The sequence below is a fragment of the Microcoleus sp. Pol12B5 genome, assembly GCF_036701335.1.
Taxonomy (GTDB): Bacteria; Cyanobacteriota; Cyanobacteriia; order Cyanobacteriales; family Microcoleaceae; genus Microcoleus.
This window is the reverse complement of record NZ_JAUBQQ010000001.1, coordinates 291,988-314,656: the sequence shown is the minus strand read 5'-3', so window position 1 is coordinate 314,656 and position 22,669 is coordinate 291,988. Positions and strand designations below refer to the sequence as shown.

Genomic DNA, 22,669 nt, shown 5'->3' with positions numbered 1-22,669 from the left:
CGTTTTTTGCACCGCGTACTACTATATCAATAGTTTGGATGGTTTGAAGGGGCGCTATCAATCATCTTTATGGCACCGCTGCAACGATTTGTTATGCTGCGTCAACGCAAATCTTTGCCTGAATGTCTTTTACAGCGATCGCCCTCACCGGAATTGAAATCACAAACTCTGTACCTTGACCTAAAGTTGAGTTAACTTCTAGAGTTCCAGAGTGTTTCTCAACTACGATTTGACGAGCGATCGCCAATCCCAGCCCTGTTCCTTGCCCCACGCCTTTGGTGGTAAACAGATGCTCAAAGATTTTTGGCTTCACCGCATCCGTAATGCCAATCCCATTATCCTGAATTCGGATCACTGCCTGAGATTCCGACAATTGGGTTTTGACAGTAATCTGGTTGGGGTTGGCTTTTATCTGAGCAAAACTGCGTCCTTTATTTGATTCCTCCAGGGCATCGATAGCATTTGCCAGCACATTCATAAATACCTGATTTAACTGTCCGGCAAAGCATTCTACCGGTGGCAGATCGCCATAGTCTGCGATGACTGCAATTTCCGGGCGACATTCGTTGGCTTTGAGGCGATGCTTGAGAATCAAGATTGTGCTGTCAATGCCGTCGTGGATATTGTAATGAATGGGGCGATCGCAATCCGAACGCGAGAAGGTTCTTAAACTGGTGCTGATTGTATGAATGCGATCGACTCCTTCTTGCATCGAATCAATTAACTTTGGTAAATCCTCTTGTAAATATTCCAAGTCTATTTCCTCCAGGAATTCCTGTAGCGTTGCACTTGGATAAGGGAGTTCTTTTTGGTAGAGATCGATAACTTTAAATAGGTCTTTTATACAGTCCTGAGCGGGTTTCAGATTGCCAGCAATAAAGCCAAGCGGGTTATTAATTTCGTGCGCGACACCCGCCACTAAATTGCCCAAAGCAGACATTTTTTCGGTGTGGACTAACTGAATTTGAGACTGTTGCAGTTGTGTGAGTGCTGCTTCTAAATCAGCGGTTTTCTCAGCTACACGCTGTTCGAGATTTTTAGTTAACTGCCGTAGCTGCAAATGAGTTTTTACCCGTGCTAGCACCTCCTGTTCTTGAAAGGGTTTGGTGATGTAGTCCACAGCACCCAGGACAAATCCTTTCACCTTACTATCGGCATCGGAGAGGGCGGTCATAAAAATGATGGGAATACTTGCGGTTTTAGGATCTGCCTTCAGACGTTGGCAGGTTTCAAAGCCGTCAATTCCTGGCATTTGAACATCGAGTAAGATCAAATCCGGAGGATAAGCTTGGACTCGCTTAAGAGCGCGATCGCCATTGATTGCGGTTGCTACTTCGTACCCCGCATCACTTAAAGTTTCACAAACTACTTCTAAGTTTGCAGGGGTATCATCCACCACCAGAATTAATTCAGGACTAGACATCGGCTTTCTTCTCTGTGAGATGTTGTTGTAGCAACTCTTCAATCTCTTCGGCTTTAAATTGCTTGGCCAACTGAAGAATTTCTGAGGCAAAATTAGCGTAGCGAGGGTTAGATTGAGCAATATGCTCTGTGTGCGATCGTAGCCGTTTTAAGTTGCCTTGTTGTGCCAATTCTAGTAACTTTTTTAAGTCTACCGCAGAAGGAATAATCATCCCTTCTGGGTTCTCTAATGCAGTGGTTGGAGTGGATGGTTCAGACTCGTTGGAGCCTGTCATTTCATATTTCCATTTTAATTCCAAATGAGTGGCTAAGAGGTTAAATAATTCACTGACTTCCACTGGCTTTGCCAGGAAATCATTTCCCCCTGCATCTAAACTCATCTGTTGATAGGCTTGTGCAACTGATGCAGAAGAGACAATGATCTTCGGGTGGGGCAAATCCTTTGCACTGCGAATTTGTTTGACCAGCTCAAAGCCATCCATGACTGGCATTGCTAAGTCTGTAATCACTAAGTCCGGTTGAGACTGTCGTATTTTTTCCAATCCTGCTTGCCCATTTTCGGCCTCACTAACTTGGAATCCTAGTGGCTCTAACAAGTTGACGAGAACGGCTCGGTTTTCCCAACGATCGTCTACTACAAGTATGCTGTGTCGTTGTCCTTCGTAACCAATAATTTGTTTTCCTGTTGTGAAGGAGTTTTGCTGTACCCAATCGGTGGCGATCGCCAGTTCCACCTCAAAAAAGAACTCACTACCGACTCCGGGTTGGCTTTTAACTTGGATTTGTCCGTTCATAAGTTGGACAATTCTTTGGCTGATCGCCAGTCCTAAACCCGTGCCCTCGGCTTGGCGCTGGCGATCGCCCACTTGTTCAAAAGCCTGAAAAATTTTATCCAAATCATCGGGCGCAATTCCTACACCCGTATCCTCAACTTGAAATTTGAAAGAGCGAGTGGATGGATTGAGAGGATTCTCAACTACGGCAACCTTAAGCGTGACAGAACCTTTGTCGGTGAATTTAATTGCATTTCCCACCAAGTTGAGTAACACCTGACGTAGCCGTTTTTCATCGGCAAAAATCCCTTCAGGCAAATGTGGATCGGGATCGTAAACGAAGTCAATGTTTTTTTGGTCGGCACGAATGCGGCAAATTTCAGCGACACCTTGGATGAATGAGGGAAAGTGAATCGCTTGAGGTGCGAGTTCTAATTTACCGGCTTCAATTTTGGACAAGTCCAACACATCGTTAATCAGCGTCAGCAAATGAGAACCACACTGGTGAATGATTTCTACCCCATGACGTTCTTTCACTGGCAATGCGCTGCTGCGGTTGAGGATTTGAGCATAGCCCAAAATACCGTTGAGGGGAGTGCGGAGTTCGTGGCTCATGTTGGCGAGGAATTCGCTTTTTGCTTGGTTCGCGCCATCAGCTACCAGTTTTGCTTCTTGCAGTTCTGCGGTGCGTTCCTCAACCCGGCTTTCCAGTTCGATAAAGGAGGTTTTGAGTTGACCCGCCATCTGATTAAAGGAATCTGCCAGCGATTCTAATTCACTAATACCTTGCACCTGAAGTGTTTGATCCAACTGTCCCGAACTAATTGCCTGACTGGCTTTTTGTAGCTGCAAAATCGGTTTGGTAATCCAACGCGAAGTAAAAAGACCCAGTATAGTCGTCACCACCAAAGCCCCTAGACACAGCAAAATTGTGGTGCGAGTATTGGCATTGATTTGTGCCATGAAATCTGATTCAGGCACTACAACGACGCTGAACCAATCGATACCTCGTTCGTCTCGAATGGCGGAAACCTGCACGAACTGCCGTTGGTTTGCCAGCATAAAATCAAGCTGTTGATTCTGTGCCATAGCGTTGAACTTGCCAAATTGAGCGAGGATAGCTTGCGCTGTGGCACGAATTACAGAACTTTCAGACTTGACGGCAGGAATTTGTTGCAACTCCTCTTTTTTAAGATCCATAATGTAAGGCTGACTGATCGTTGAACTGGCAATCAGATTGCCCGATCGATCTACGATAAACGTTTGTCCCGTTTGACCCACCTTCAACTCGCTCAGAAAACGATGGATCTTGTCCAGCCGAAAGGTGCTTTTTTGCACCCCTAGTAACGTTCCATCGCGATTGTAAATCGGCTGGGATAGAGCCAGCGTAGCCGATTTATATGAACTGCTGACGTAGGGCACAGATGTCCAGGCTGATTTTCCAGCTTTCTGTACAACTTGATACCAGGGTCGAGTCCGAGGGTCAAACTCTGCCTGAGTTTTGAGCAGTGCGATTCGTTGACCTTGATTATCAAGTTTGTAGAATCGGCGTTGAGGTAGACGCGCTTTGTCACTGAGGCGAGAAACGATGCCGTCATTGATTGTTGTATCTAGAGCAATATTCGTGCCATCCTCTAAACCAATTTGCACGTCTTCGAGGGTATTTTGGCTGACTAACTGCCATAAAGTTCGTTCCAGTTTGGTGAAATCTGTTAAATCAAGCTGACCCTCTTGGGCCGCAACTACGATCACTTGTCCGGCAATATAAGGTTTTTCTAAATAGTTTAGAACTTGCAGGTTGAGGCGATAGCTCATCTCTTGTCGTAACTGACTGGCAACATCATTGACTGCCTTCTGTCCATTTCTCAGAGAAATATATCCCGTTAATCCAACTGCTGCAAAGATTTGTAGTACAAACGGGACAATCAAGAGCGATCGCAGGGAAAGTTTGCGCTTAAGTTTAAATAGATTCAGGGATGAGTTTGGCAGAGACATGGTAGTAGCTTCTCTATAAAATAGACTTTGAGGAATTGCTAGCTTGATATTCAATCCACCTTGGTAAAGCTTTCAAGGCGCTTAAATTCCTGGCTAGACACCGATGCTAACAATTAATGTCGTACCTCCAACCAGCAGTCCCATTAGCAAGTTGCAAGTGGTTTTCTATTGTTCACGGAAGTGAAACAATCGCTGAGTTGGTTGATGTTCCGTTGAGTGGTGGAGTTGACCGGAGGTTGTGATCAGCGGGCGATCTGTTAGCCAAGGGTTTTTTAGTAAATCGGGCGATCGTTCTGGCTCAAATTTAAAGGCGATCGGACTCCACCAACAATCTCTCAACCCAATTCCCATAGAAGACTACCGTTTACAGAAAATCCCAAAGAAAGCCCTGGGCTTTTAGTCGTGGGATCAATCTGCTTACCCTTTAGGTTCAGCCCTTTTCAGTCTATGCCGCAGTCCCCTAATCAGATGTTAATTGTATCAATACTTCAAAGTTACCTGTAGGTCGAGCTTAAACTCGATTTGAGCGTTCCCACATTCTCATTAAACCCTGTCTTAAGTTAAAGTTTCTCACCGTGACTTTCTCTTTTTATGATTTTAATAAATTATTTTAACAAATTCCTCAAGCCAACAATTCACTCACAGCTACGCTAAAACCTGCAAGCACACTTTGAGTGTTAACAACTTCATCCGCATTAAACAACCGCCAACGTTGCCCTGCATTCACAAATATTAATCTCGCTTCAGGAAACAGCAACCAAACTTCTAAACATCCCGATTCCAAATATTCCTGAGCTTTGGCAAATAACTCTTCGCCGCTATCTTCCGGGGAAGCAACTTCCGCTATCAAAGGAAAACTTTGGGAAAATGCTGTAAAATTGCCTGATTGTGGCAGAAGTTCAGGAGTAATGTAAGCAACATCGGGACGGCGACCCTGCTTGCTAGTGCGGCAAAGTATTTCGGTGAGAACTTCTCCTCCCTGTCCGCTGGACTCTTTGTAATTTCCCCAGTAACGGGCTAATTTAGATTGAGCTAGACTGTGCTTAAATGTCATTCCTGTTTTATCCACTAAGTTGCCGTCAACCCATTCCATTCTATCGGGAGGGTGGACTAAAAACTCTGCGAGAGATATGACTTTTTCTTGCTCAAATTCTGGCGGAATTTCTGCTGTGTTTTCTAAATTTTTCGGTAATTCTGGCTCTGAGTTTTGGTCGGCATTTTTTGGTATAATTATAGTAGCTGTCATGCTCGAAACCTCTGTTTAACGATTATAACTTTACAAGCGCTCGCTCTCGATCGCATCGTGACGATTTTAGTGAACTTGGTAGATTTTGTCTTTTCAACTTAGCCCTACAATTTATATATCATAGCAATTCAGAAAGGTGACTTTCATGATTCTCTCAAACCGTTTTTCTGAAGCCCTCACCTATGCTGCCGAATTGCACGCTACCCAAGTTCGCAAAGGTTCCGGCGTTCCCTACATTGCCCATTTGTTGGGCACTGCTAGTATAGCTTTAGAATATGGGGCAAATGAAGATGAGGCGATCGCAGCTTTGCTTCACGATGCGATCGAAGATCAAGGCGGCGCCACCACCCGCGAAGCCATCCGCCGCCGCTTTGGGGATACTGTCACAGCTATTGTAGACGGCTGTACCGACAGTGACGAGACGCCGAAACCCCCTTGGCGACAGCGAAAACAAGCTTATATCGATCGCATTTCTACAGCTTCTGCCTCGGTGAGATTAGTCTCGGCTGCTGATAAACTTTATAATGCTCGATCTATCCTGAAAGATTCCCGTCAATTAGGAGATACTGTTTGGGAACGCTTCAAAGGTGGCAAAGACGGTTCTCTCTGGTATTATCGTTCTTTAGTAGAAGCATTCCGCCAAGCTGAGTTAACGCCTATAGTTGAAGAATTAGACCGCACAGTTTTAGAATTAGAACAGTTTTCTGAACCCTGAAGGCTGAAGGTAAAAAGCACTAATTATCAATTACCAATTACACTTAAAAAATGGCAAATGTTCGCTTAGAAAATATTACCCGACGCTACCAAAACGTCACCGCGATCGAAAACATCAGCTTCAAAATCCCGGACGGGGAATTTTGGGTATTAGTCGGGCCCTCCGGCTGCGGGAAATCGACAATCATGCGGACAATTGCAGGTTTAGAAACCGCCACTTCCGGCAATCTTTACATCGGAGATAATTTAGTTAACAACATTCCGGCGAGACAGCGGGATGTAGCAATGGTGTTTCAAAATTACGCGCTTTATCCGCACATGACTGTCGCAGAAAACTTGGCATTTGGATTGCGGATGCGGAATGTTGACCCGACTAAAATTCAAGAACGAGTCGAAACAGTAGCCCGATCGCTCTCGATCGACCACCTTCTCAAGCGTAAGCCCAAACAGCTATCAGGGGGTCAGCAGCAGCGGGTAGCACTCGGCAGGGCGATCGCCCGCGAACCGAAAGTATTTCTTTTAGATGAACCGCTTTCTAACCTCGATGCTCAACTGCGAGACGACACTAGAGCAGAACTCAAACAACTGCATCAACGGCTGGGAATTACCACCGTTTACGTCACCCACGACCAAGTAGAAGCGATGACTTTAGCTGATAAGATTGTAGTCTTAAATGGGGGAAAAATTCAACAAATTGGAGACCCGCAAAGCATTTATGCGAAACCAGCTAACCGCATGGTTGCCACATTTTTAGGCAATCCCGCCATGAACATTTTGCCGGCCATTTATACTAACGAATCCTTTCAAATAGGAGATCAAGCTTTAGCCTGTCCGCCCTCGATTCAGAAAAAATTGCAGGCGAGAGAAGGACAAGGGTTTGATTTGGGCATCCGTCCAGAAAATATAGAAATCTTTACGCCACAAACAGTAGAAGATGATGATTTGAAAACCGATGTTTGGGCTTTAGAAAAAGTCCCCCTCGATGTAGAGGTAAAAGTAGTGGAACCTCTGGGGCGAGAAACTTTAATTAGGGCGAGTTTGCCTTCGGTGAGCGCTGAAACTACTGTACAGTTGCAAGTACCTGCGAGTGTTCGCTTGCGATCGGGTGATCGGCTGACGGTACAGCTTGACTTCGATCGAATATTTATATTTGACCCCTCCACCGGTGAGGCGCTGTATCCTTAATGGGCTTGAACAGGATTTACGCACGGGTAATCAGCCACCGGGTTTTTTAGTCGCAGTGCCTAAGTCCTGTTCAATCTAAAATCTAAAATCTAAAATCTAAAATAGACTGAGCCTTCCTGTTGGAAAGTCTCGATTCGTAGTTACAAAAGTTTACACTTGACATTTATTAATTTACGCAGTAATGGTACGATTAGTATTGGCACAACGGTAAAACGTCCCCCCAAAAGCTGATATTTCCTGAATCGGGGCGATCGCGACCCACAACGCCAGCATCTTCGGGCTAAGAAGCGGCTTTACGCCCCGACTTGGGAGCAACTAGCGAACCAAAAACTCAGAAAAACGTTCTAGCGGCATTTTTAGATGAATCCCGACAACCTGCCTCAAATGCTGCAAACAGGATTTCACCTAACTTTAGGTGCAACTTCCTTTTTAATTGAGACATTGCAAGATCCTCTGAAGCGAGAAGAAAATCTTGACAAACTGAAGTCAGATTTTGGCCAGCTAGCCGATGAGCTGCTGGAAAAAGGAGAAATGACAGAGCGAGAAGCCCGGAATTTTGTAGATACTATTTTCTCTCAACCGGGCGATCGGGAGAATGCAGACAGTGAATCTGTCTCGCCCAAGCAATCAGATGCAGCGACTGATGCTCCTCCCGATTCGGTTGTACAGCCTAACGTAAAGCTAGAGATTCAAGAATTAACTGCACAGATGGCAGCGCTGAGGGCCGAGTTGGAAAATTTGCGCGCTGAAAATTCCCAGTATTAAAGAATCAAGAGTCTTTAACACAGCCGGAGTTTACTTGCCAACTTAATTTAAGAGAACCAAAATTTAGTCATTGTCCCATTTTTCAGAACCTATCAGGTCGGCAATGCGATCGCGCAGCAAGAAGTCGCATTTTTCTAATTCGCACTCTACACAAGCCCATTCCCGGGGCGGAATGAATTGGCAAAGCGTGTATATAGGCTGTTGGCGGCTCAGTACGCCCTCGTGGACAAGGTGACGCGCTTCATCTTGGATCACATCTAAAGAGTATTGGATTTGGGGAATAGTGGAGTGAATCATAATGCGCCCTCAATGTTTTACTAAAAAATTTTATGGCCCTGGTAATAATATAGTCCAAACTTACGAATATGGAAGTTAAATTTTGTCCGTATCCAGCTATACAATTCACTGCCGTAAATAAAAATAAATTATACGAATCATTAGTAAGTGATGGGATCTGTCTTAGGATATTGATAAACAGCACATTTTCCTGACTAGGAAGCGGATCTGCTGGAAAGTTCAATTCAGAACTTAGGAACCCGCATCGGATTCCCGGTTTCTGGATGCTTTGCCACCAAAGGCAACATTTCTTGCGAGAAACCGGGTTGATGAATTTAAGTCCTGACGGAAACACCAAAGGAAAGATTTAGGAGTCCGGCAACTCAAGCATTACCAGTCCCGTCAATGCCGAATAGCACCTCTAGAACGAGAGATTGCGCTGCCGGCATTTGCCCATAACAAAATACATAAGGAATACTCGGAGGCAAGTGTGGCAAAAATTGCTCTAAAACGTAGGGACTGCCGTAAATTAACACAGCTTGCAGTTCTCCCGTTTTTAATAATTTCTTAAACCAATCTTGAGCTGCTTCGGTCAAACCAGCACTGCCTCGGAAGCAATTGCCGCGAATGAAAATTTGCAGCAGTGTCGGAGAAAAATGCTCTGCACCTGTATTATCAGCGATCGCCCCTGTGCGATCGTCAATCAGTTGCAATTCGTAACCAAACTGTTCGGGAAGGGCGATGGCAGGAGTGTGGTTGCCCAAAAACTCGCACCCCAAAACATCATCTACAACAATCAAATTCCGCAAAAGCTGGTTTTCTGGGGGTTTTGCAACCTGCAAAGGTAGATTGCCGCCAAATTTCAAAGAATCTCGCAAAATATCGGCAGCAGTTGCCCTTGCCTCTGGATTTGCCAGCAAACTTAAGTCGATCAACTCCAGGGATTGTAAATTCTTGCTCCCCCCCTTAGCAAGGGGGGGTTGGGGGGGGTCAGAAATCAACATACCCACCTTTATTTTCGCTTTCCAAATGCGCTTGACAGATTCCTTAATTTGTGATAGTGAAATCCGCCCTTGAGTGACAGCTTCGCAGACCGCGAGAATCGCCGCTTCCGGGTCAAGCGGCATCAGCAAAACATCAGCACCAGCCTCAGCAGCCAAAACAGCAGCTTCATTAGCGCCGTACTTATTGGCGATCGCACCCATCACCAAAGCATCCGTCACAATTAAACCTTCAAATCCCAACTCTTCTCGCAGCTTCCCGATCAAAATCTTGCGAGAAAGAGTAGCAGGAAACTCCGCATCCCAAGCCGGAATCAGCAAGTGAGCACTCATCACAGCATCGACCCCAGCAGCCATCGCCTCGACAAAAGGAGGCAATTCAACCTGGGCTAATCTCGCTGGGGAATGTGGCAAAACCGGCAATTCCAAGTGAGAATCAACCGCCGTGTCGCCGTGACCGGGAAAATGCTTAGCTGTAGTCAAAACCGGGTGCTCACCTGCACCTCGAATAAAAGCAGCGGCTAATTTCCCGACAATTTCCGGTGTTTCGCCAAAAGCGCGGACGTTAATCACAGGATTGTCGGGATTGTTGTTAACATCAACCACGGGTGCGAGAATCCAATTTAGACCGATCGCCCTAGCTTCGATCGCAGTGACAGCGCCCATTTGTTCAGCATATCGATCGGCTTTACCTGCATCGTGCCGCGCCACTTCGGCAATTGCCATCGGCGGCCCGAACCAAGTCGCCCCCGCGAACCGCTGGCCGACACCTTCTTCAATATCAGCAGCCAGCAGTAGCGGAAACTTAGCCCAAGACTGCAATTGGTGCGATCGAACTGCCAACTCCGCAGCACTTCCCCCGACCAAAATCACACCGCCGACGCCCAACTTTTCCAGATAATAGCGGAGTTTGCTAGCAGTTGGTTCCCATTCGGGATAGCGAATTTGGTGGTCGAACAAGCAGCCAGAAGCGCGCACCACGAACATCTGGGCCACCAGTTCGGGTAAGGAAAGATTGTCAATCATGGGAAATTAGGAATTGTTTGTTGACTGTTGACTGTTGACTGTTGACTTTGGGCTGTTGACTACCTTCAGACCTAATCCTCGTCTGCTTCTAAATCATCATCATCATTTTCATTGCCATCGGCCAATTCTTCGTCATCAAACATACCCGGTTTGCGATCGGCAGAAAGCTGATTCAGCAGTATCAACATTTTATCGCCCCGTTCCAAAGAACGGTCTTCCAGAAAAATCACCTCCGGCGTCCGGCGCAGTTGCAATCGTTGGCCCAACTGGTTGCGGACGTAGCTAGTAGCAGATTTCAAACCTTCCATAGTTTCAGCCTTCGCCTCATCAGTACCGTAGATGCTGACAAAAATTTTTGTATGCTGAAGGTCTCCAGAAACAATTACGTCGGTAACGCTAACCATACCGGCACCTACCCGGTCGTCCTTGATTCCATTCAGCAACATCAGGCTGACTTCCCGTTTAATCATTGAAGCTACACGCTCAATGCGACGACTTGTAGCCATAACACCTACTCCTCTACTTTCCTAATCAGCCATTTTCATCCCGATTGACAATTGTAGCGCGATCGGTCATGGGTGTTACGGGCGATCGTCCGAGTTAGGGGTGAGAGACAGCTTAGAGGAAAAAAATGTTTAATTGCCATAGGTGAATATATAGCTAATATAGAGAGGTAGAGTGAGATACAGCTTAGAGGAAAAAAAATGTTTGATTGGATTGTCAAAACCGTAGCCGATGCTTCAGGGGTAACTAACCAGCTAAGGATAGCGGAATGGGCCAGATTGAACAGGACTAAGCCTTTCGATATGGGAGCCAAAAACTACCAACGATGTCTTCATGACTTAGGGTTAGGGGGAAAATATCATGAACTTGAATATAACGAAAATGGCAGCCTAAAATATCACTAATTTTGCCGTAATTCCCTTGCTCATGCTTCAGAATCACCCATTTTATTATCCATCCCTAATCAATCAATCAATCAATTAAACAGAAACATTTCTTGTCAAAATTCCTTTATCGCTGTGTTTTTTTAGGAAATAAAATTCATGGAAAAAGAATTTACAGTCGGTCAAAAAGTCCGAGTTGTGGCGATGCCGCCTTATGTTAAAACTGCCGAACCGATGCCGATGCTGCGGCCAGCGAATTTAATTGCGATCGGCGCTGAAGGCGTTGTGATCGATCGGCGTCCCGGCAATTATTGGGGAATTCGCTTTGACAAAGGTGCTTTTCTGTTAGACAGTCAGTACATTGAAGCAGCGGAAACAATTGTAGAAGGTAATGGGTAATGGAAAAGAGGGAATGGGGAATTGAGATCACAACTTAACATCTCCCTTTTCCTTGTTCCCTCAACATCCCTCCCTTAAATCCGTTAAATCCCATTGCTTGCTCGTTGCCGAACTTCCTTATTCAACAAGCCAGCTTAGCCTCAAAAGCCAAAGAATTAACAGGAAACTCCCCCAAAAATTCCTCTAAAATAGGAGATGTGAAGTTACAAGGTTGAGGCTTGCCCAAATGATAACCTTGAGCGTAATCTACCCCAAGTTCATTGAGTTTATCCATAATCGTTTGATTTTCAACATACTCGGCAATAGTTTTAATTCCCATGACGTGAGCGATTTTGGTAATAGCTTCCACCATTGCGACATCAATAGGATTGTCTACAATATGCTTAATAAAATTGCCGTCTATTTTGAGATAATCAACCGGCAAGCTTTTTAGGTAAGCAAAGGAAGACATCCCGCTGCCGAAGTCGTCCAAAGCAAACTGGCAGCCTAGTTCTTTGAGTTGCCAAATCAAGCTGGCTGCCTTGCTGAGATTACCAATGGCAACGGTTTCGGTAATTTCAAAACAAATTATTTGCGGCGGTATTTGATGGATAGAAAACTGCTCCTGAATAAACTCGATAAACTTTTCTTCGTTGAGGCTGTCCCCAGAAAGGTTGATGGAATAAAGGTTGGGATATTTGCCAAATGACGATTGCAGCTCAGAAAGAGAGCAAGCAGGGAAGGTAACTATTTTATCGCTGTCTACCCCAGGGTTTTGGACTAATAAATTGGCCGTGAAAATTTTAGATAAATGGCTAAATAAAGTGCTAATTACCCAGCGGTCGATCGCGTGCATCAAGTTGTAGCGTTCGGCTGCCGGAATAAACGCCATCGGCGACACCAACTCACCAGTTTCCAACTGGAGGCGCAGGAGGATTTCGCAGTGGGTTCCGGTGGTTGGAGAGTTGAGCAAAGGTACGATCGGCTGAGAGTACAAGCAAAAGCGATTCTCTTCTAAAGCTTGATGAATTTGCACCACCCACTCGGTTTCGCCATGCTGTTTGATTAATTCTTGATCGCCGGCTTGATAAACCTGTACCCGGTTGCGACCTTTATTTTTAGCAGCGTAGCAAGCCATATCGACCGCACTCAAAATCGCAGATGTCGAGGCTGCTTTGGGATTGATTGCTACCAAACCGATACTGACGCCGATCGAAAAAGTTTTATCCTGCCACGCAAAGCGGAATCGCTGAATGCTTCGCAGCAGTGATTCTGCAACATTCAATCCTCGTTCGACGGGACAGTGGTACAGGAGTACGGCAAATTCATCGCCACCCAAACGCGCCAAAATATCGGTTTTGCGGATATTGCTTTTAAATAGCTGGCTGACTTGGCGCAGCAGTTCGTCCCCAGCAGCATGACCGCAGGTGTCGTTAACTATTTTGAAGCGATCGAGATCCAGGTAAAGCATCACGTGTTCTTGCCCGTAACCTTGAGCGCCGTGTAGGGCGTGCTCTAGCTGATACTCAAATTCCCGGCGGTTGACTAATTGCGTCAGGGGATCATGAGTTGCCTGCCAGGTGAGTTGCCGCGCTTGAGTTCGCACTTGTGTGACATCTCGGAACACAACGACGGCGCCGACAATTTCGCCACTGCTAGCGTGGATGGGGGCGACGCAGTGGTCGATCGCAAATTCGCTGTTGTTGTGGGCAATCAGCAAATTGTTGCGCCCTTGGTCAACAATCCGACCTTCGGACAAAGCGATTTCGGCGATATTTTCGATCGGCAGCCTGGTAGTTTCGTCAACTATTCTCAGCACCCTGGCGAGGGGCAAACCTTTAGCTTCCAATGTAGACCAACCCGTGAGTGTTTCGGCAACTGGATTCAGGGTGGAAATGCAGCCGTCGGCGTCAGTAGTAATGACGGCATCGCCGATCGATTGTAGTGTTACCTGAGCGAGTTCTTTTTCTTCAAAAAATGCTTGTTCCATGCGCTTGCGATCGGTAATATCTCGCTGCACCGACACCCAGTTGGTAACGTTCCCGGAGGTATCGGCAATGGGTACACTGTTGAGTTCCACCCAATAAGTTGAACCGTCTTTGCGGTAGTTAATCAATTCCAGGCGTAGGGGTTCTCGGCGAGAAAAAGCACGGCGAATTTTAGCGACTTGGGTGGGGTCGCTTTCAGGGCCGCGCAAGCAACTGGGGGTTTGTCCAATGATTTCTTCGGGTAGGTAGCCCGTCATTTGGGTAAAAGCTTCGTTGGCATAGATGATGGTGGGGTCGGAGATATTGCTGTCTCCGGCATCCATAATCACGATTGCGTCGTTAGCGTTCACTACAGCAGATTCTAAAAGGTGGAGTCTGGCCTCGGCCCTAACGCGGATAGCAATTTCGCTTTCTAGTCTGGCGTTAGTCAAGCTGAGGGAGGCGATCGCTTGTTGCAATTCCCTAGTTCTTTCTGTCACTGAATCGTGCAGAACATCGATCGCCCCGGACATTTCCATCGGGTCAAGTACGCGCAGTATGTTGGTTTGAGTAACTATTCCCAGGAGTTCTCCCTGTTCCCCCGTTACTACCAACCTACGGACTAAACGCTGGTGCATTTCCTGATGAGCTACCCACAGCGAGTCTTCTTGCTTGAGGCTAAATAAGGGGGTACTCATCACAGTTTGGGCGATCGTTTGCGACAAATCTATATCTAAAGCTTGAAATTCGACAATATCCCGTTCTGTGACTATACCTACTGGAATTGGGAACGGTAAATCCCTCGATAATTCTGTTGATTCCGTAATTACTACGCAGCTAACGCGGTGCTGCGCCATCAACTCGGCTAAACTCCTAACTGACGCGGAGCGAGGCGCTTGAATGACTTGTGCGGTCATTACTTCTTTCACGCGCCGCATTTTTAAGATATTTGCCGGTTTGAGCATGGCTTGGCGAATGCTTTCCGGCGTAATTACTCCTAATAGTTGACCTTCACTATCCAATATTGGCAAATGCTTAATTCTTCGTTGCCCCAGCAGAATTAGGGCGCTGAAAATGTCTTGAGTCTCGGATTTTGTCAGAGTTGCTGTCGGCTGCCTCATCACTTGTGCGATGGTGACACCTTTTAAGTTTTTGCCCGAGGCAATCAAATCGACAAGATCCCTTTCTGTGAAGATTCCTTGCAATTGAGAATGTGGATCAGAGTGCGAGGATAATTTTAAGAGGGATTTTTCCACGACAAAGACGCAGATACCTGTCGCGTCTCTGAATGCACTTGAGGTGGGCGGATTTACGATTTCTGTTAGTGGCTGATAGATATCGGTTGGTGGAATGTCTGCATTTAGAGAGCAAGTTCCGCGCCGTTGGCCCATCAGGGTAATTACTTCTGCTAGTGGGGTATCGGGCGCAACTGTCAAGGGGTAGCGGTCAATTACTTGAGCTAAGGTTGGCAGATACTTGGATGAATCGTTTTTGAGCATATTTAATTGAGTTTTGCGATCGCGTGGACTCTGCGACATTCCAAAAAAGTGCTGATTTCCAAGCACTAGGTGGATTTTTACGGCGCTGGTGAGACCTAATTAAAATTTATTGTTAAAAATGCAGCAGAGCTTGCGCTGGGGATCGGGCCAGTGACTGCTTTTCTTCTACCTATAAAGTTAGAAGCTTATCTTTATTTTAAGTTAAATTTTCTATCCCGTGACACATTTATTAAAAATAATGTATTTGTTGTGAACTTTTTGCGATAAGATTATCGGCTAAAATCATCCATAGCATTGCGAATCATCTCCCTCTTCAGAAAGACGCATCTGTTTGCTGTATTAGCTAACCTAGAAAAGGTTACTACAAAAAGGCACTGTATTAAGTTCGGCAGTGTTAAGTTTTGCGAAATAAAGTTTTGCAAGCTGGTCGAGACCATGTATGCGTTGTTGAGGGCAATCGATATCACAGCCAATGTGTGAATTAGATCGCAACTTGCGAAAACAACCATGGTACAATTGTAGATATCAAGACAAGAACTTGAATACAGAGTCTGTGAGGAAAAGAGATTATGAAACGCAATCTATTAGCCGCTACTTTTTTAATTGCTCCCCTAGTGTTGGCAGGCCCGGCTCGCGCTGAAAATCCCGTTCACGTCGAACAGTTATTGTCAACCAGGCAATGTTTTAAGTGCGACTTGTCGGGAGCAGATTTAACGGGAGCTCATTTAATTGGTGCTGATTTGAGAGAAGCAAATTTGCAAGGAGCAAACCTATCTCAGGCAAACCTCGAAGGTGCTGACTTGACGGGTGCTAACTTGACGGGTGCTAACTTAACCGCAGTTTTCCTGACTAATGCCAGTTTAAATGACGCAGATCTCGATCGGGCAAATCTGACCGCAGCCATCATTAACACCGCTGACGTATCCGGCGCATCAATGGAAGATATGACCATCACTGATGCAAAAATCTACAATACCCAAATCGGCGTCGGCGGCAGCTACGACCAGTAAACTCGTTAAAAGAATGGAAAACACCAATTTTGAGGTTAAAAACCCGGTTTCTCCCCAGAAACCGGGTTTTTAGTATTTTTGTAGGCTGCCCCGGAGCCTCACATTTTATGTCGTATTTCAAGCGAACAATCTGACGCACCCTACCATTACCACTAAAAACCCAAATCAACCGCTATTCGGTGCGCGCAAGCAAACCCAGAAAACGCCACCGCATTTAAACCCTGTCCGGGAAACGTACTGTCACCCACACAATATAAACCAGGCATAGAAGTTCGATTAAACGGCATTCCCAGCAAACCCATTAGCTTCTGTCGCGGAATCGGCCCGTAAGTTCCATCTTCGCGCCCCAAAAAGCGGCGGTGAGAACGCGCTGTCCCAACTTCCATATAATCCAAACCGGCATCTAAACCGGGAAAAATCTTTTCTAATCTTTCAATAATTCTCCCTGCAGCCTCTTCTTTTTTATCCTCATATTCCTGCTGCGAAAGTCCTTCCCACTCTTCCATCCAACTCGAAGTAAAAGCGTGAACGATGTGATATCCTGCGGGAGCTAAATCCGGGTCGAGTACGGTCGGAATTGACACTAAAACTGTTCCCTCCGGCGCTTCCATTTTATCCCAATCTTCTAACAAAATGTGGTGGCAGGCACTACCCGCAGGGATTACGCTTGCTTCGACTCCCAAATGCAAACTCAAGAAACTGGGGGCTTTTTGATAGCGCTGCTGCCATTTCTTTTCGCTAGCGGGCATCTCTTCTGCCGAGAGCAATTTCTCAAAAGTATCCCACCGCGTGGCGTTAGAAACTATGCGCTTTGCCCGGTAAACTTCGCCGGTTGCTAGCTCGACTCCGACAGCGCGGCCGTTTTCTGTGATAATTTTTTTAGCCTTAGCTTTGTATTGAATTTTCCCGCCGCATTTTTCTAATCCTTCTACTAACTTTTGGGCGATTTGACCGACTCCGCCTTTAGGATAATTTATGCCACCATAATGTCTGTCGGAAAATACCATTCCGGCATTAATCATCGGGGTCAAGTCGGCAGGTACTACAGACCAGTAGTAGCATTCCATGTCGATGAACTTCAGCAAAGTAGGGTCTTTTATGTAGCGCCGCGCAATGTCGCCAGTATTTTGAGGCAGATATTTTACTAATCCCAAACAGGCTAAAGGATTCTGAAAAAAGACTCGAACGAGATATCCAGGTTCTTCTAGAGATAGCAATTCCATGCCGTTGAGGCAGTTGAAGACGTTCCAGCATTCGCCGTAAAATTTGTGGATTCCTTCGCGTTCGTGAGGGAACCTGTCTGTTAATTCTTGCAAGTATTTGTCATAAGCTTGGGGAACTTCAAGTTCCAAGCCGCTGGGTAAGTGATAGTGAAGCTGTACGGGGTCGGGAATCGTTTCTAAGGTGACGTTGACTGCTTTCAGGGCGCGGGTGAGGAGGTTGGTGGTGCCACGCTGTCCGAAACCAAAAATCATGGAGGCGCCGACATCGAATCTGTAGCCTTCTCGATCGAAATATCCAGCGCTCCCCCCCGGAATTGTATAGCTTTCGAGCACTAAAACTTTGGCTTTCTTAGCGGCTAGCTGGGTGGCTGTCACCAGTCCACCAATGCCGGAACCGATGACAATTACATCAAACTCTTGCTCTGTTGGGCGGGAGTTCGGAGAAAATAACTGGGATTGGGTAGGAGCTGACATTCGGTTAAAAATCTTAATATTTCTATGATTTTACAGTCGATCGCTCCCGAAGCAAGAAGTTCGGCAACGGATTATGTAGCGGATGTAACGGATGTCAAGAAGACCGAAGTTCGGCAATGCCCGATGCCGTGTTTGGCCGATGCCCTGTTTGGCCGATGCCCAACGCTCAATGCCCCAGCTTCCAAAAAAAATGCGGGAACAGTCTACCATTGCCGACTGCCCCCGTCTGCCGATCCTTTGAGAGGAGAACACTAAAAATCACTATATCCTTGTTGCTAATTAATGTCAATACTATTGGAAAAATATTTCAATAAGGTGATGGAGGTCGATCGGCGAATGGGTTCTAACTCAATCTCTGGCTTGTATGCGCCCTCAAGGATGTGATAAGTTGCACAGAGCGATCGATCGCCGGTTGTCGAAGCCCTCGAAGAAGATCGATCGCACCGCATAAAATCCCTCAAACCTAGCAATCTCCCCAATTTCCTAATGTCCCTGCAACTGCGCGTTTACGTTCCCCCGCATCCGTTAATTAAACACTGGCTGGCTGTTGCCCGCGACGCCGCTACCCCATCGGTACTTTTTCGTTCTGCAATGACAGAATTGGGAAGGTGGCTGGCTTACGAGGCGATTCGAGAATGGCTGCCGACAGTGGAAACAACGGTGCAGACTCCTTTGGGCGAATGTCCGGCAACTTTTATCAACCCGGAAGCTCCGTTAGTTGTGGTACCGATTTTGCGGGCAGGTTTGGCACTGCTCGACGGAATTCAGACGGTTGTGCCGCTGGCGTCGGTTTACCACCTCGGCATGGCAAGAAATGAGGAGACGCTGCAACCGACTTGTTATTTGAACAAATTGCCGGCGCAGTTTATCCCGCAAACGCGGGTGATAATTAGCGAGCCGATGCTGGCGACTGGCGGGACGATTATAGCGACAATGCAGGAATTGACGAAGCGGGGAATTGATCCGAGCTTGATTCGGATTATCTCTGTGGTGGCTGCTCCTCCGGCTTTGAAGAGGCTGAGTGCAGAGTACCCCAGTTTGATGATTTACACCGCAACGATCGACGAAATAGTCAACGAACAGGGCTTTATTGTACCTGGTTTGGGAGATGCGGGCGATCGAACTTACGGCACATGAAGCAAGTCAGTCAGTCAATTTTAGATTTGAGATTTGAGATTTGAGATTGACTCGACAGATAAATCTGGGGGCTTGTATCCCTTTTTGGGCGCGGTGAGTGGTTCCAGGAATGAGTTGCTGAAATCTCCTGGGAAAAAGATGACCCTGGTTTGGTAAAAGCAGGCACCGAGAAAGTTAGAATCAAAAGTACAAGTCAAAAATAAATAGCGTTTAGCACTCATTGCCCGTGAAACTTGATTCTGTTCCGCCAAGCTTGTCTGCTTCTGACTCAGTAAACCTCAATTATGATTTGCCACAACAGGTACAACTACAAATAAAAGAGGTTACTGAGATTTGTGCTGCTTTAACCCCGGAGCCCGCTGAACTCTCAGGGACTATCAATCCCGATATTTGTCAGGAACAAAACAAACTGAAGCCCAAGCACTGGGCAATTTTTGCTTCGACTTTTGCAACTATTTTTTTAGCTGAAATTGGAGACAAAACTCAGCTCGCGATTTTGCTGATGACGGCTGAATCTCGAAATCCTTGGATCGTGTTTGTGGGTGCGGGTTCGGCTTTGATAGCAACCAGTTTGCTGGGGGTGTTGCTGGGAAGGTGGCTGGCTAGTCGGATTGCTCCGAGAACTTTGGAGAGAGCAGCCGGAGTGATTTTACTGACGATTTCGGCGGTTCTGCTGTGGGAAGTGCTGGGTTAATTGTCTGCCTTGTCGGTAAGTCCTAGATTTCTACAATAGCTAACTAAGAACTAAAAAAACATGGACTGGCAACTTTTGGGCATCAGTTTTATTACAGTGTTTTTGTCAGAATTGGGAGACAAAAGTCAATTAGCTGCGATCGCCCTGGGCAGTAGTTGTAACTCGCCGCGGGCTGTATTTTTCGGCACCGCGTCGGCCCTGCTGCTGGCGAGTTTAATCGGTGTGGGCATTGGCTTCAGCACGGCAGAGGTGTTGCCGGAACGACTGGTAAAGGGACTCGCAGCGATCGGATTTGCGGTAATGGGCTTGCGCTTGCTGTGGCCAAAAGCAGATTTACCGGAAGCATCCGAGTAAGGCGTGTCCTCAGTCGATTTTAGATTTTAGATTTTAGATTTTAGATTTATTCTACAGATGAATCTGGGAGTTTGAACAAGAGTCTAAAATTTTGCTTTCTCCACGGGAGGAGTTGTTCGCAAGTATCCGTTTTTGCGCGGGTTCAGGAAACTTGAAAGTATAGTTAGATCAAATCTGTTAGCATCGGAGATTATTCATCTCTCTATTCTTTTCATCTGCGTGAATCAGCGTCAATCCCTTGTCATCTGCGGCCCAAGAAATTCTCTTTTTTTAACCGCAGATGAGGGCAGATGCAACACAGATTAACGCCGATGAATATCAAATCCGGTGTTTACGATCGCCTTAAAATTTAAAAAAAATTAGCAGCGGGCGTGAATTCATGCCTGCTGCTAAATGTTGAGTTTTTCTCAACTCAACCTCTGAGTCTTGTGTCGATTAAACTTGGTTTTGGTAGCACCAGCCCAGCAGCGTACCGGCGACAGCCAACTTCAGGGCTTCCAATGCAAAATAGCCTTGGTGCAGTAGATTCATCCCAGCGGGTACTTCTGCTGCGGAATCGAACAGATTTAGCTGCATTCCCAAGGCGCTCATTTGAGGTGTTAGGGCGTAGGTGTCAATCAGGGCGATCGCCAGAAGTACCAATGATAATAAGATTGCTGTGCGGCTGCGCTTGCCGAAGTCACCAACTAAATTGCTCAAAACCATCAAACCCGTTGCCACCAGGCCCGCACAGATTAACTCAACGCGGTTGAATCCCCAGAACATTAAATTCCCGGCAGTTGCAAACTCGGCAGATGTCGTCATGCCAGATACGTAGAGACTGGGCATGATTACTAGATCCAAAATCAGGCTAACGCTGAGCCAGAAAATTAGGGCAACCATGACAATTGCTTGCCAGCGCGGTTTGATTGATTCCACTTTTGATGTTGTAATAGCTGTCATATAATTAGACCCTCTAAAATTTTCTTCTGCCTTTTCTAGAGTTTAACTAACTTTTTTATCAAATCGTGTTAAGTATTTTTAAATTAATGGTAACTTTTCTGTAACAGACGCTGAAGAATTGTTAAGCTCACTTATGTTTGTCCTCACCTCGGTTAACTAATACTAATTCGGAAAAAGTACGGAATAAATTAATAATTACTCACAGGACTTATGCACTGCGAGCAAAGACACCTGTTTTTGACTCTGATTAAACACCGTAACGTATTTTTTATAAAAAACCAGGTTTCTGCGTCCAGAAATAACTCCTAATTTAACTGTATATGCCTAAATTTCAATTATCCTCTTGGTTGCCCCGCCTCCCCCCTCAAGTCTGGATTCTTGCCGCCGGCAGATTCCTCTCCCAAAGCGGCACCGGTTTTACTTTATTTTACGCGCCGATATTTTTTGTCGATCGCGTGGGTTTATCTGCTACTGCTGTTGGGATTGGTTTGGGTAGCGGTTCAGTTTCAGGAATATTCGGCAGAATTTTGGGCGGTTCTTTTTGCGATTCCAAATTTTGGGGAAGGCGGCGAACTTTATTGCTGGCGACAATTATTTCGGCTGCCGCTTCTTTTATACTGGCGGGGACTAATGATTTCCCCGGCTTAATTGCGGGAAATTTACTGATGGGTTTTGGCGTGGGTTTGTATTGGCCTCCAACCGAGACGATGGTGGCGGATTTAACCGAGGGCGAACAGCGACAGGAAGCTTTTGCTTTGACACGACTGGCGGATAATTTGGGTTTGCAAGTTGGGATTATTTTGGGCGGTTTGTTGATTGAGGTAACGGGTAATTATCGATCGCTCTTTATTATTGATGGTATCTCGTTTTTAGTGTTGTTTGCGGTGGTGGCGATCGCGATCGGCGAAACCTACAAACCAGCTAATTCAGCCGATATAGGCAAAAAAAGTCTAAAAAATGGCTGGATAGTGGCGCTGAGCGATCGCAGCCTTCTAGTTTATGCTTTAGTAAATACTCTGTTCACCTTATATATTTCCCAAATCCAAACCACAATGCCGCTGTACTTTAGCAAGTTTGTCGCGGTGGGGACATCGGGGAAAGGCTTTTCAACAGGTACAATTACCGTTTTGTTTGCTTTTAGCACGTTTTTAACTGTGGCTTTGCAACTGCCGATTGTTAAAGCTTTGAGGCGGTTTTCCAACCCGAAAGCTTTGATGATTTCTGCGCTGCTGTGGGGAATGGGATTTATCGCGATCGGCTTGACGGGAATGGCTGCCACTGGCAATCTATTTTTAGCTGTTTTAGGCTTGAGCTTTTTGTCTGTGGCGACTGTTGCTTATACGCCTTTTGCTTCGGCTTTAGTGGTGGATTTAGCGCCGGAGTCTTTGCGGGGCGTGTATTTGGCCGTTAGTTCTCAGTGTTGGGCGATCGGCTATTTAATCGGGCCGCCGCTGGGCGGTTTGGCTTTGGATAGGGGTAAATGGGCGGCGGATAATTTTTGGTTGGGTTTGGCTTTTAGTGTGATTGCGGCTGTGGTTATTTTGCAAAAGCTCGATCGAATGTTGAAAAGTAGAATCTAATATTCAGTTGTTCGTTTAGGACTAAGACAAAAAAACCCGGTTTCTGCGTCAATATCTCTCGGTTCGATACCACGATTTTTCGGAGAAACCGGGTTTGTGATCCCACGTGCGTCCAAGATTG

21 protein-coding genes are annotated in these 22,669 nt (G+C 46.1%); 11 read left to right on the top strand and 10 right to left on the bottom strand.

The genetic code is table 11. The features are described 5' to 3' along the window. Window positions 1-91: 91 nt before the first annotated feature. Window positions 92-1,423, bottom strand: a complete 1,332-nt coding sequence (locus tag QUA24_RS01185) for a response regulator (RefSeq protein ID WP_333226586.1) — start codon at window positions 1,421-1,423, stop codon at window positions 92-94. Next, window positions 1,416-4,190, bottom strand: coding sequence for an ATP-binding protein (locus QUA24_RS01180; protein WP_445242576.1), 2,775 nt, complete (start codon window positions 4,188-4,190; stop codon window positions 1,416-1,418). Before QUA24_RS01180 ends, QUA24_RS01185 begins: the two co-directional genes overlap by 8 nt. Before the next feature lie 238 nt (window positions 4,191-4,428). On the opposite strand from QUA24_RS01180, the gene QUA24_RS01175 reads away from it, so the two are divergent. Then, window positions 4,429-4,590 (top strand): hypothetical protein, encoded by a 162-nt coding sequence (locus tag QUA24_RS01175; RefSeq protein ID WP_333226583.1) that lies wholly within the window; start codon window positions 4,429-4,431, stop codon window positions 4,588-4,590. Window positions 4,591-4,812: 222 nt separating this feature from the next. Here QUA24_RS01175 and QUA24_RS01170 read toward each other — a convergent pair whose 3' ends face one another. After that, a complete protein-coding gene (locus QUA24_RS01170; RefSeq protein WP_333226581.1) occupies window positions 4,813-5,436 on the bottom strand; it encodes a Uma2 family endonuclease in 624 nt (207 codons plus the stop codon). 145 nt (window positions 5,437-5,581) lie between these two features. Between QUA24_RS01170 and QUA24_RS01165 the strand changes: the two genes are divergently transcribed. From QUA24_RS01165 to QUA24_RS01155, 3 genes are all read left to right on the top strand, one after another. Beyond that, entirely contained in the window at window positions 5,582-6,151 is a 570-nt protein-coding gene (locus tag QUA24_RS01165; protein ID WP_333226579.1) for an HD domain-containing protein, read from the top strand. Between the two features lie 50 nt (window positions 6,152-6,201). Continuing rightward, window positions 6,202-7,335: an ABC transporter ATP-binding protein gene (locus QUA24_RS01160; protein WP_333226576.1), complete on the top strand. Its 1,134-nt coding sequence runs from the start codon at window positions 6,202-6,204 to the stop codon at window positions 7,333-7,335. 360 nt (window positions 7,336-7,695) lie between these two features. Beyond that, complete coding sequence (locus QUA24_RS01155) at window positions 7,696-8,100, top strand: hypothetical protein (RefSeq protein ID WP_333226574.1); 405 nt, start codon at window positions 7,696-7,698, stop codon at window positions 8,098-8,100. Window positions 8,101-8,163: 63 nt separating this feature from the next. Here the strand turns inward: QUA24_RS01155 and QUA24_RS01150 are convergent, their stop codons facing one another. From QUA24_RS01150 to rbfA, 3 genes are all read right to left on the bottom strand, one after another. Beyond that, window positions 8,164-8,397 (bottom strand): DUF4327 family protein, encoded by a 234-nt coding sequence (locus tag QUA24_RS01150; RefSeq protein WP_333057778.1) that lies wholly within the window; start codon window positions 8,395-8,397, stop codon window positions 8,164-8,166. 362 nt (window positions 8,398-8,759) lie between these two features. Further along, window positions 8,760-10,403 carry a glycoside hydrolase family 3 N-terminal domain-containing protein gene (locus QUA24_RS01145; protein WP_333226572.1) on the bottom strand — a complete coding sequence of 548 codons (1,644 nt, stop codon included), beginning with the start codon at window positions 10,401-10,403 and terminating at the stop codon, window positions 8,760-8,762. A 71-nt stretch (window positions 10,404-10,474) separates the two neighbouring features. Continuing rightward, on the bottom strand, window positions 10,475-10,909 hold the full coding sequence (rbfA, locus tag QUA24_RS01140) for a 30S ribosome-binding factor RbfA (RefSeq protein ID WP_333160269.1): 435 nt from the start codon (window positions 10,907-10,909) through the stop codon (window positions 10,475-10,477). Window positions 10,910-11,449: 540 nt separating this feature from the next. On the opposite strand from rbfA, the gene sipA reads away from it, so the two are divergent. Continuing rightward, complete coding sequence (gene sipA, locus QUA24_RS01135; protein WP_333226570.1) at window positions 11,450-11,689, top strand: regulatory protein SipA; 240 nt, start codon at window positions 11,450-11,452, stop codon at window positions 11,687-11,689. 121 nt (window positions 11,690-11,810) lie between these two features. Here sipA and QUA24_RS01130 read toward each other — a convergent pair whose 3' ends face one another. Then, window positions 11,811-15,173, bottom strand: a complete 3,363-nt coding sequence (locus QUA24_RS01130; RefSeq protein WP_333226568.1) for an EAL domain-containing protein — start codon at window positions 15,171-15,173, stop codon at window positions 11,811-11,813. A 530-nt stretch (window positions 15,174-15,703) separates the two neighbouring features. On the opposite strand from QUA24_RS01130, the gene QUA24_RS01125 reads away from it, so the two are divergent. Then, complete coding sequence (locus QUA24_RS01125; RefSeq protein ID WP_333226566.1) at window positions 15,704-16,144, top strand: pentapeptide repeat-containing protein; 441 nt, start codon at window positions 15,704-15,706, stop codon at window positions 16,142-16,144. A 152-nt stretch (window positions 16,145-16,296) separates the two neighbouring features. On the opposite strand, the gene crtH is transcribed toward QUA24_RS01125, so the two are convergent. Further along, on the bottom strand, window positions 16,297-17,841 hold the full coding sequence (gene crtH / locus QUA24_RS01120) for a carotenoid isomerase (RefSeq protein WP_333226564.1): 1,545 nt from the start codon (window positions 17,839-17,841) through the stop codon (window positions 16,297-16,299). A 24-nt stretch (window positions 17,842-17,865) separates the two neighbouring features. On the opposite strand from crtH, the gene QUA24_RS01115 reads away from it, so the two are divergent. Further along, window positions 17,866-18,096: a hypothetical protein gene (locus tag QUA24_RS01115; RefSeq protein WP_333226562.1), complete on the top strand. Its 231-nt coding sequence runs from the start codon at window positions 17,866-17,868 to the stop codon at window positions 18,094-18,096. A 20-nt stretch (window positions 18,097-18,116) separates the two neighbouring features. On the opposite strand, the gene QUA24_RS01110 is transcribed toward QUA24_RS01115, so the two are convergent. Beyond that, window positions 18,117-18,290: a hypothetical protein gene (locus QUA24_RS01110; RefSeq protein ID WP_333226560.1), complete on the bottom strand. Its 174-nt coding sequence runs from the start codon at window positions 18,288-18,290 to the stop codon at window positions 18,117-18,119. Between the two features lie 37 nt (window positions 18,291-18,327). Here QUA24_RS01110 and upp point away from each other — a divergent pair, with 37 nt between their 5' ends. The 3 genes from upp to QUA24_RS01095 all read left to right on the top strand — a co-directional run bounded on the left by upp (window position 18,328) and on the right by QUA24_RS01095 (window position 20,026). Further along, complete coding sequence (gene upp, locus QUA24_RS01105) at window positions 18,328-18,978, top strand: uracil phosphoribosyltransferase (RefSeq protein ID WP_333160254.1); 651 nt, start codon at window positions 18,328-18,330, stop codon at window positions 18,976-18,978. A 226-nt stretch (window positions 18,979-19,204) separates the two neighbouring features. Beyond that, entirely contained in the window at window positions 19,205-19,672 is a 468-nt protein-coding gene (locus QUA24_RS01100) for a TMEM165/GDT1 family protein (RefSeq protein WP_333226558.1), read from the top strand. 60 nt (window positions 19,673-19,732) lie between these two features. Next, on the top strand, window positions 19,733-20,026 hold the full coding sequence (locus QUA24_RS01095; RefSeq protein ID WP_333082112.1) for a TMEM165/GDT1 family protein: 294 nt from the start codon (window positions 19,733-19,735) through the stop codon (window positions 20,024-20,026). A 435-nt stretch (window positions 20,027-20,461) separates the two neighbouring features. Here the strand turns inward: QUA24_RS01095 and QUA24_RS01090 are convergent, their stop codons facing one another. Further along, window positions 20,462-20,968, bottom strand: a complete 507-nt coding sequence (locus QUA24_RS01090) for a hypothetical protein (protein WP_333226556.1) — start codon at window positions 20,966-20,968, stop codon at window positions 20,462-20,464. Between the two features lie 320 nt (window positions 20,969-21,288). Here QUA24_RS01090 and QUA24_RS01085 point away from each other — a divergent pair, with 320 nt between their 5' ends. After that, on the top strand, window positions 21,289-22,548 hold the full coding sequence (locus tag QUA24_RS01085; RefSeq protein ID WP_333226554.1) for an MFS transporter: 1,260 nt from the start codon (window positions 21,289-21,291) through the stop codon (window positions 22,546-22,548). Window positions 22,549-22,669: the final 121 nt, after the last annotated feature.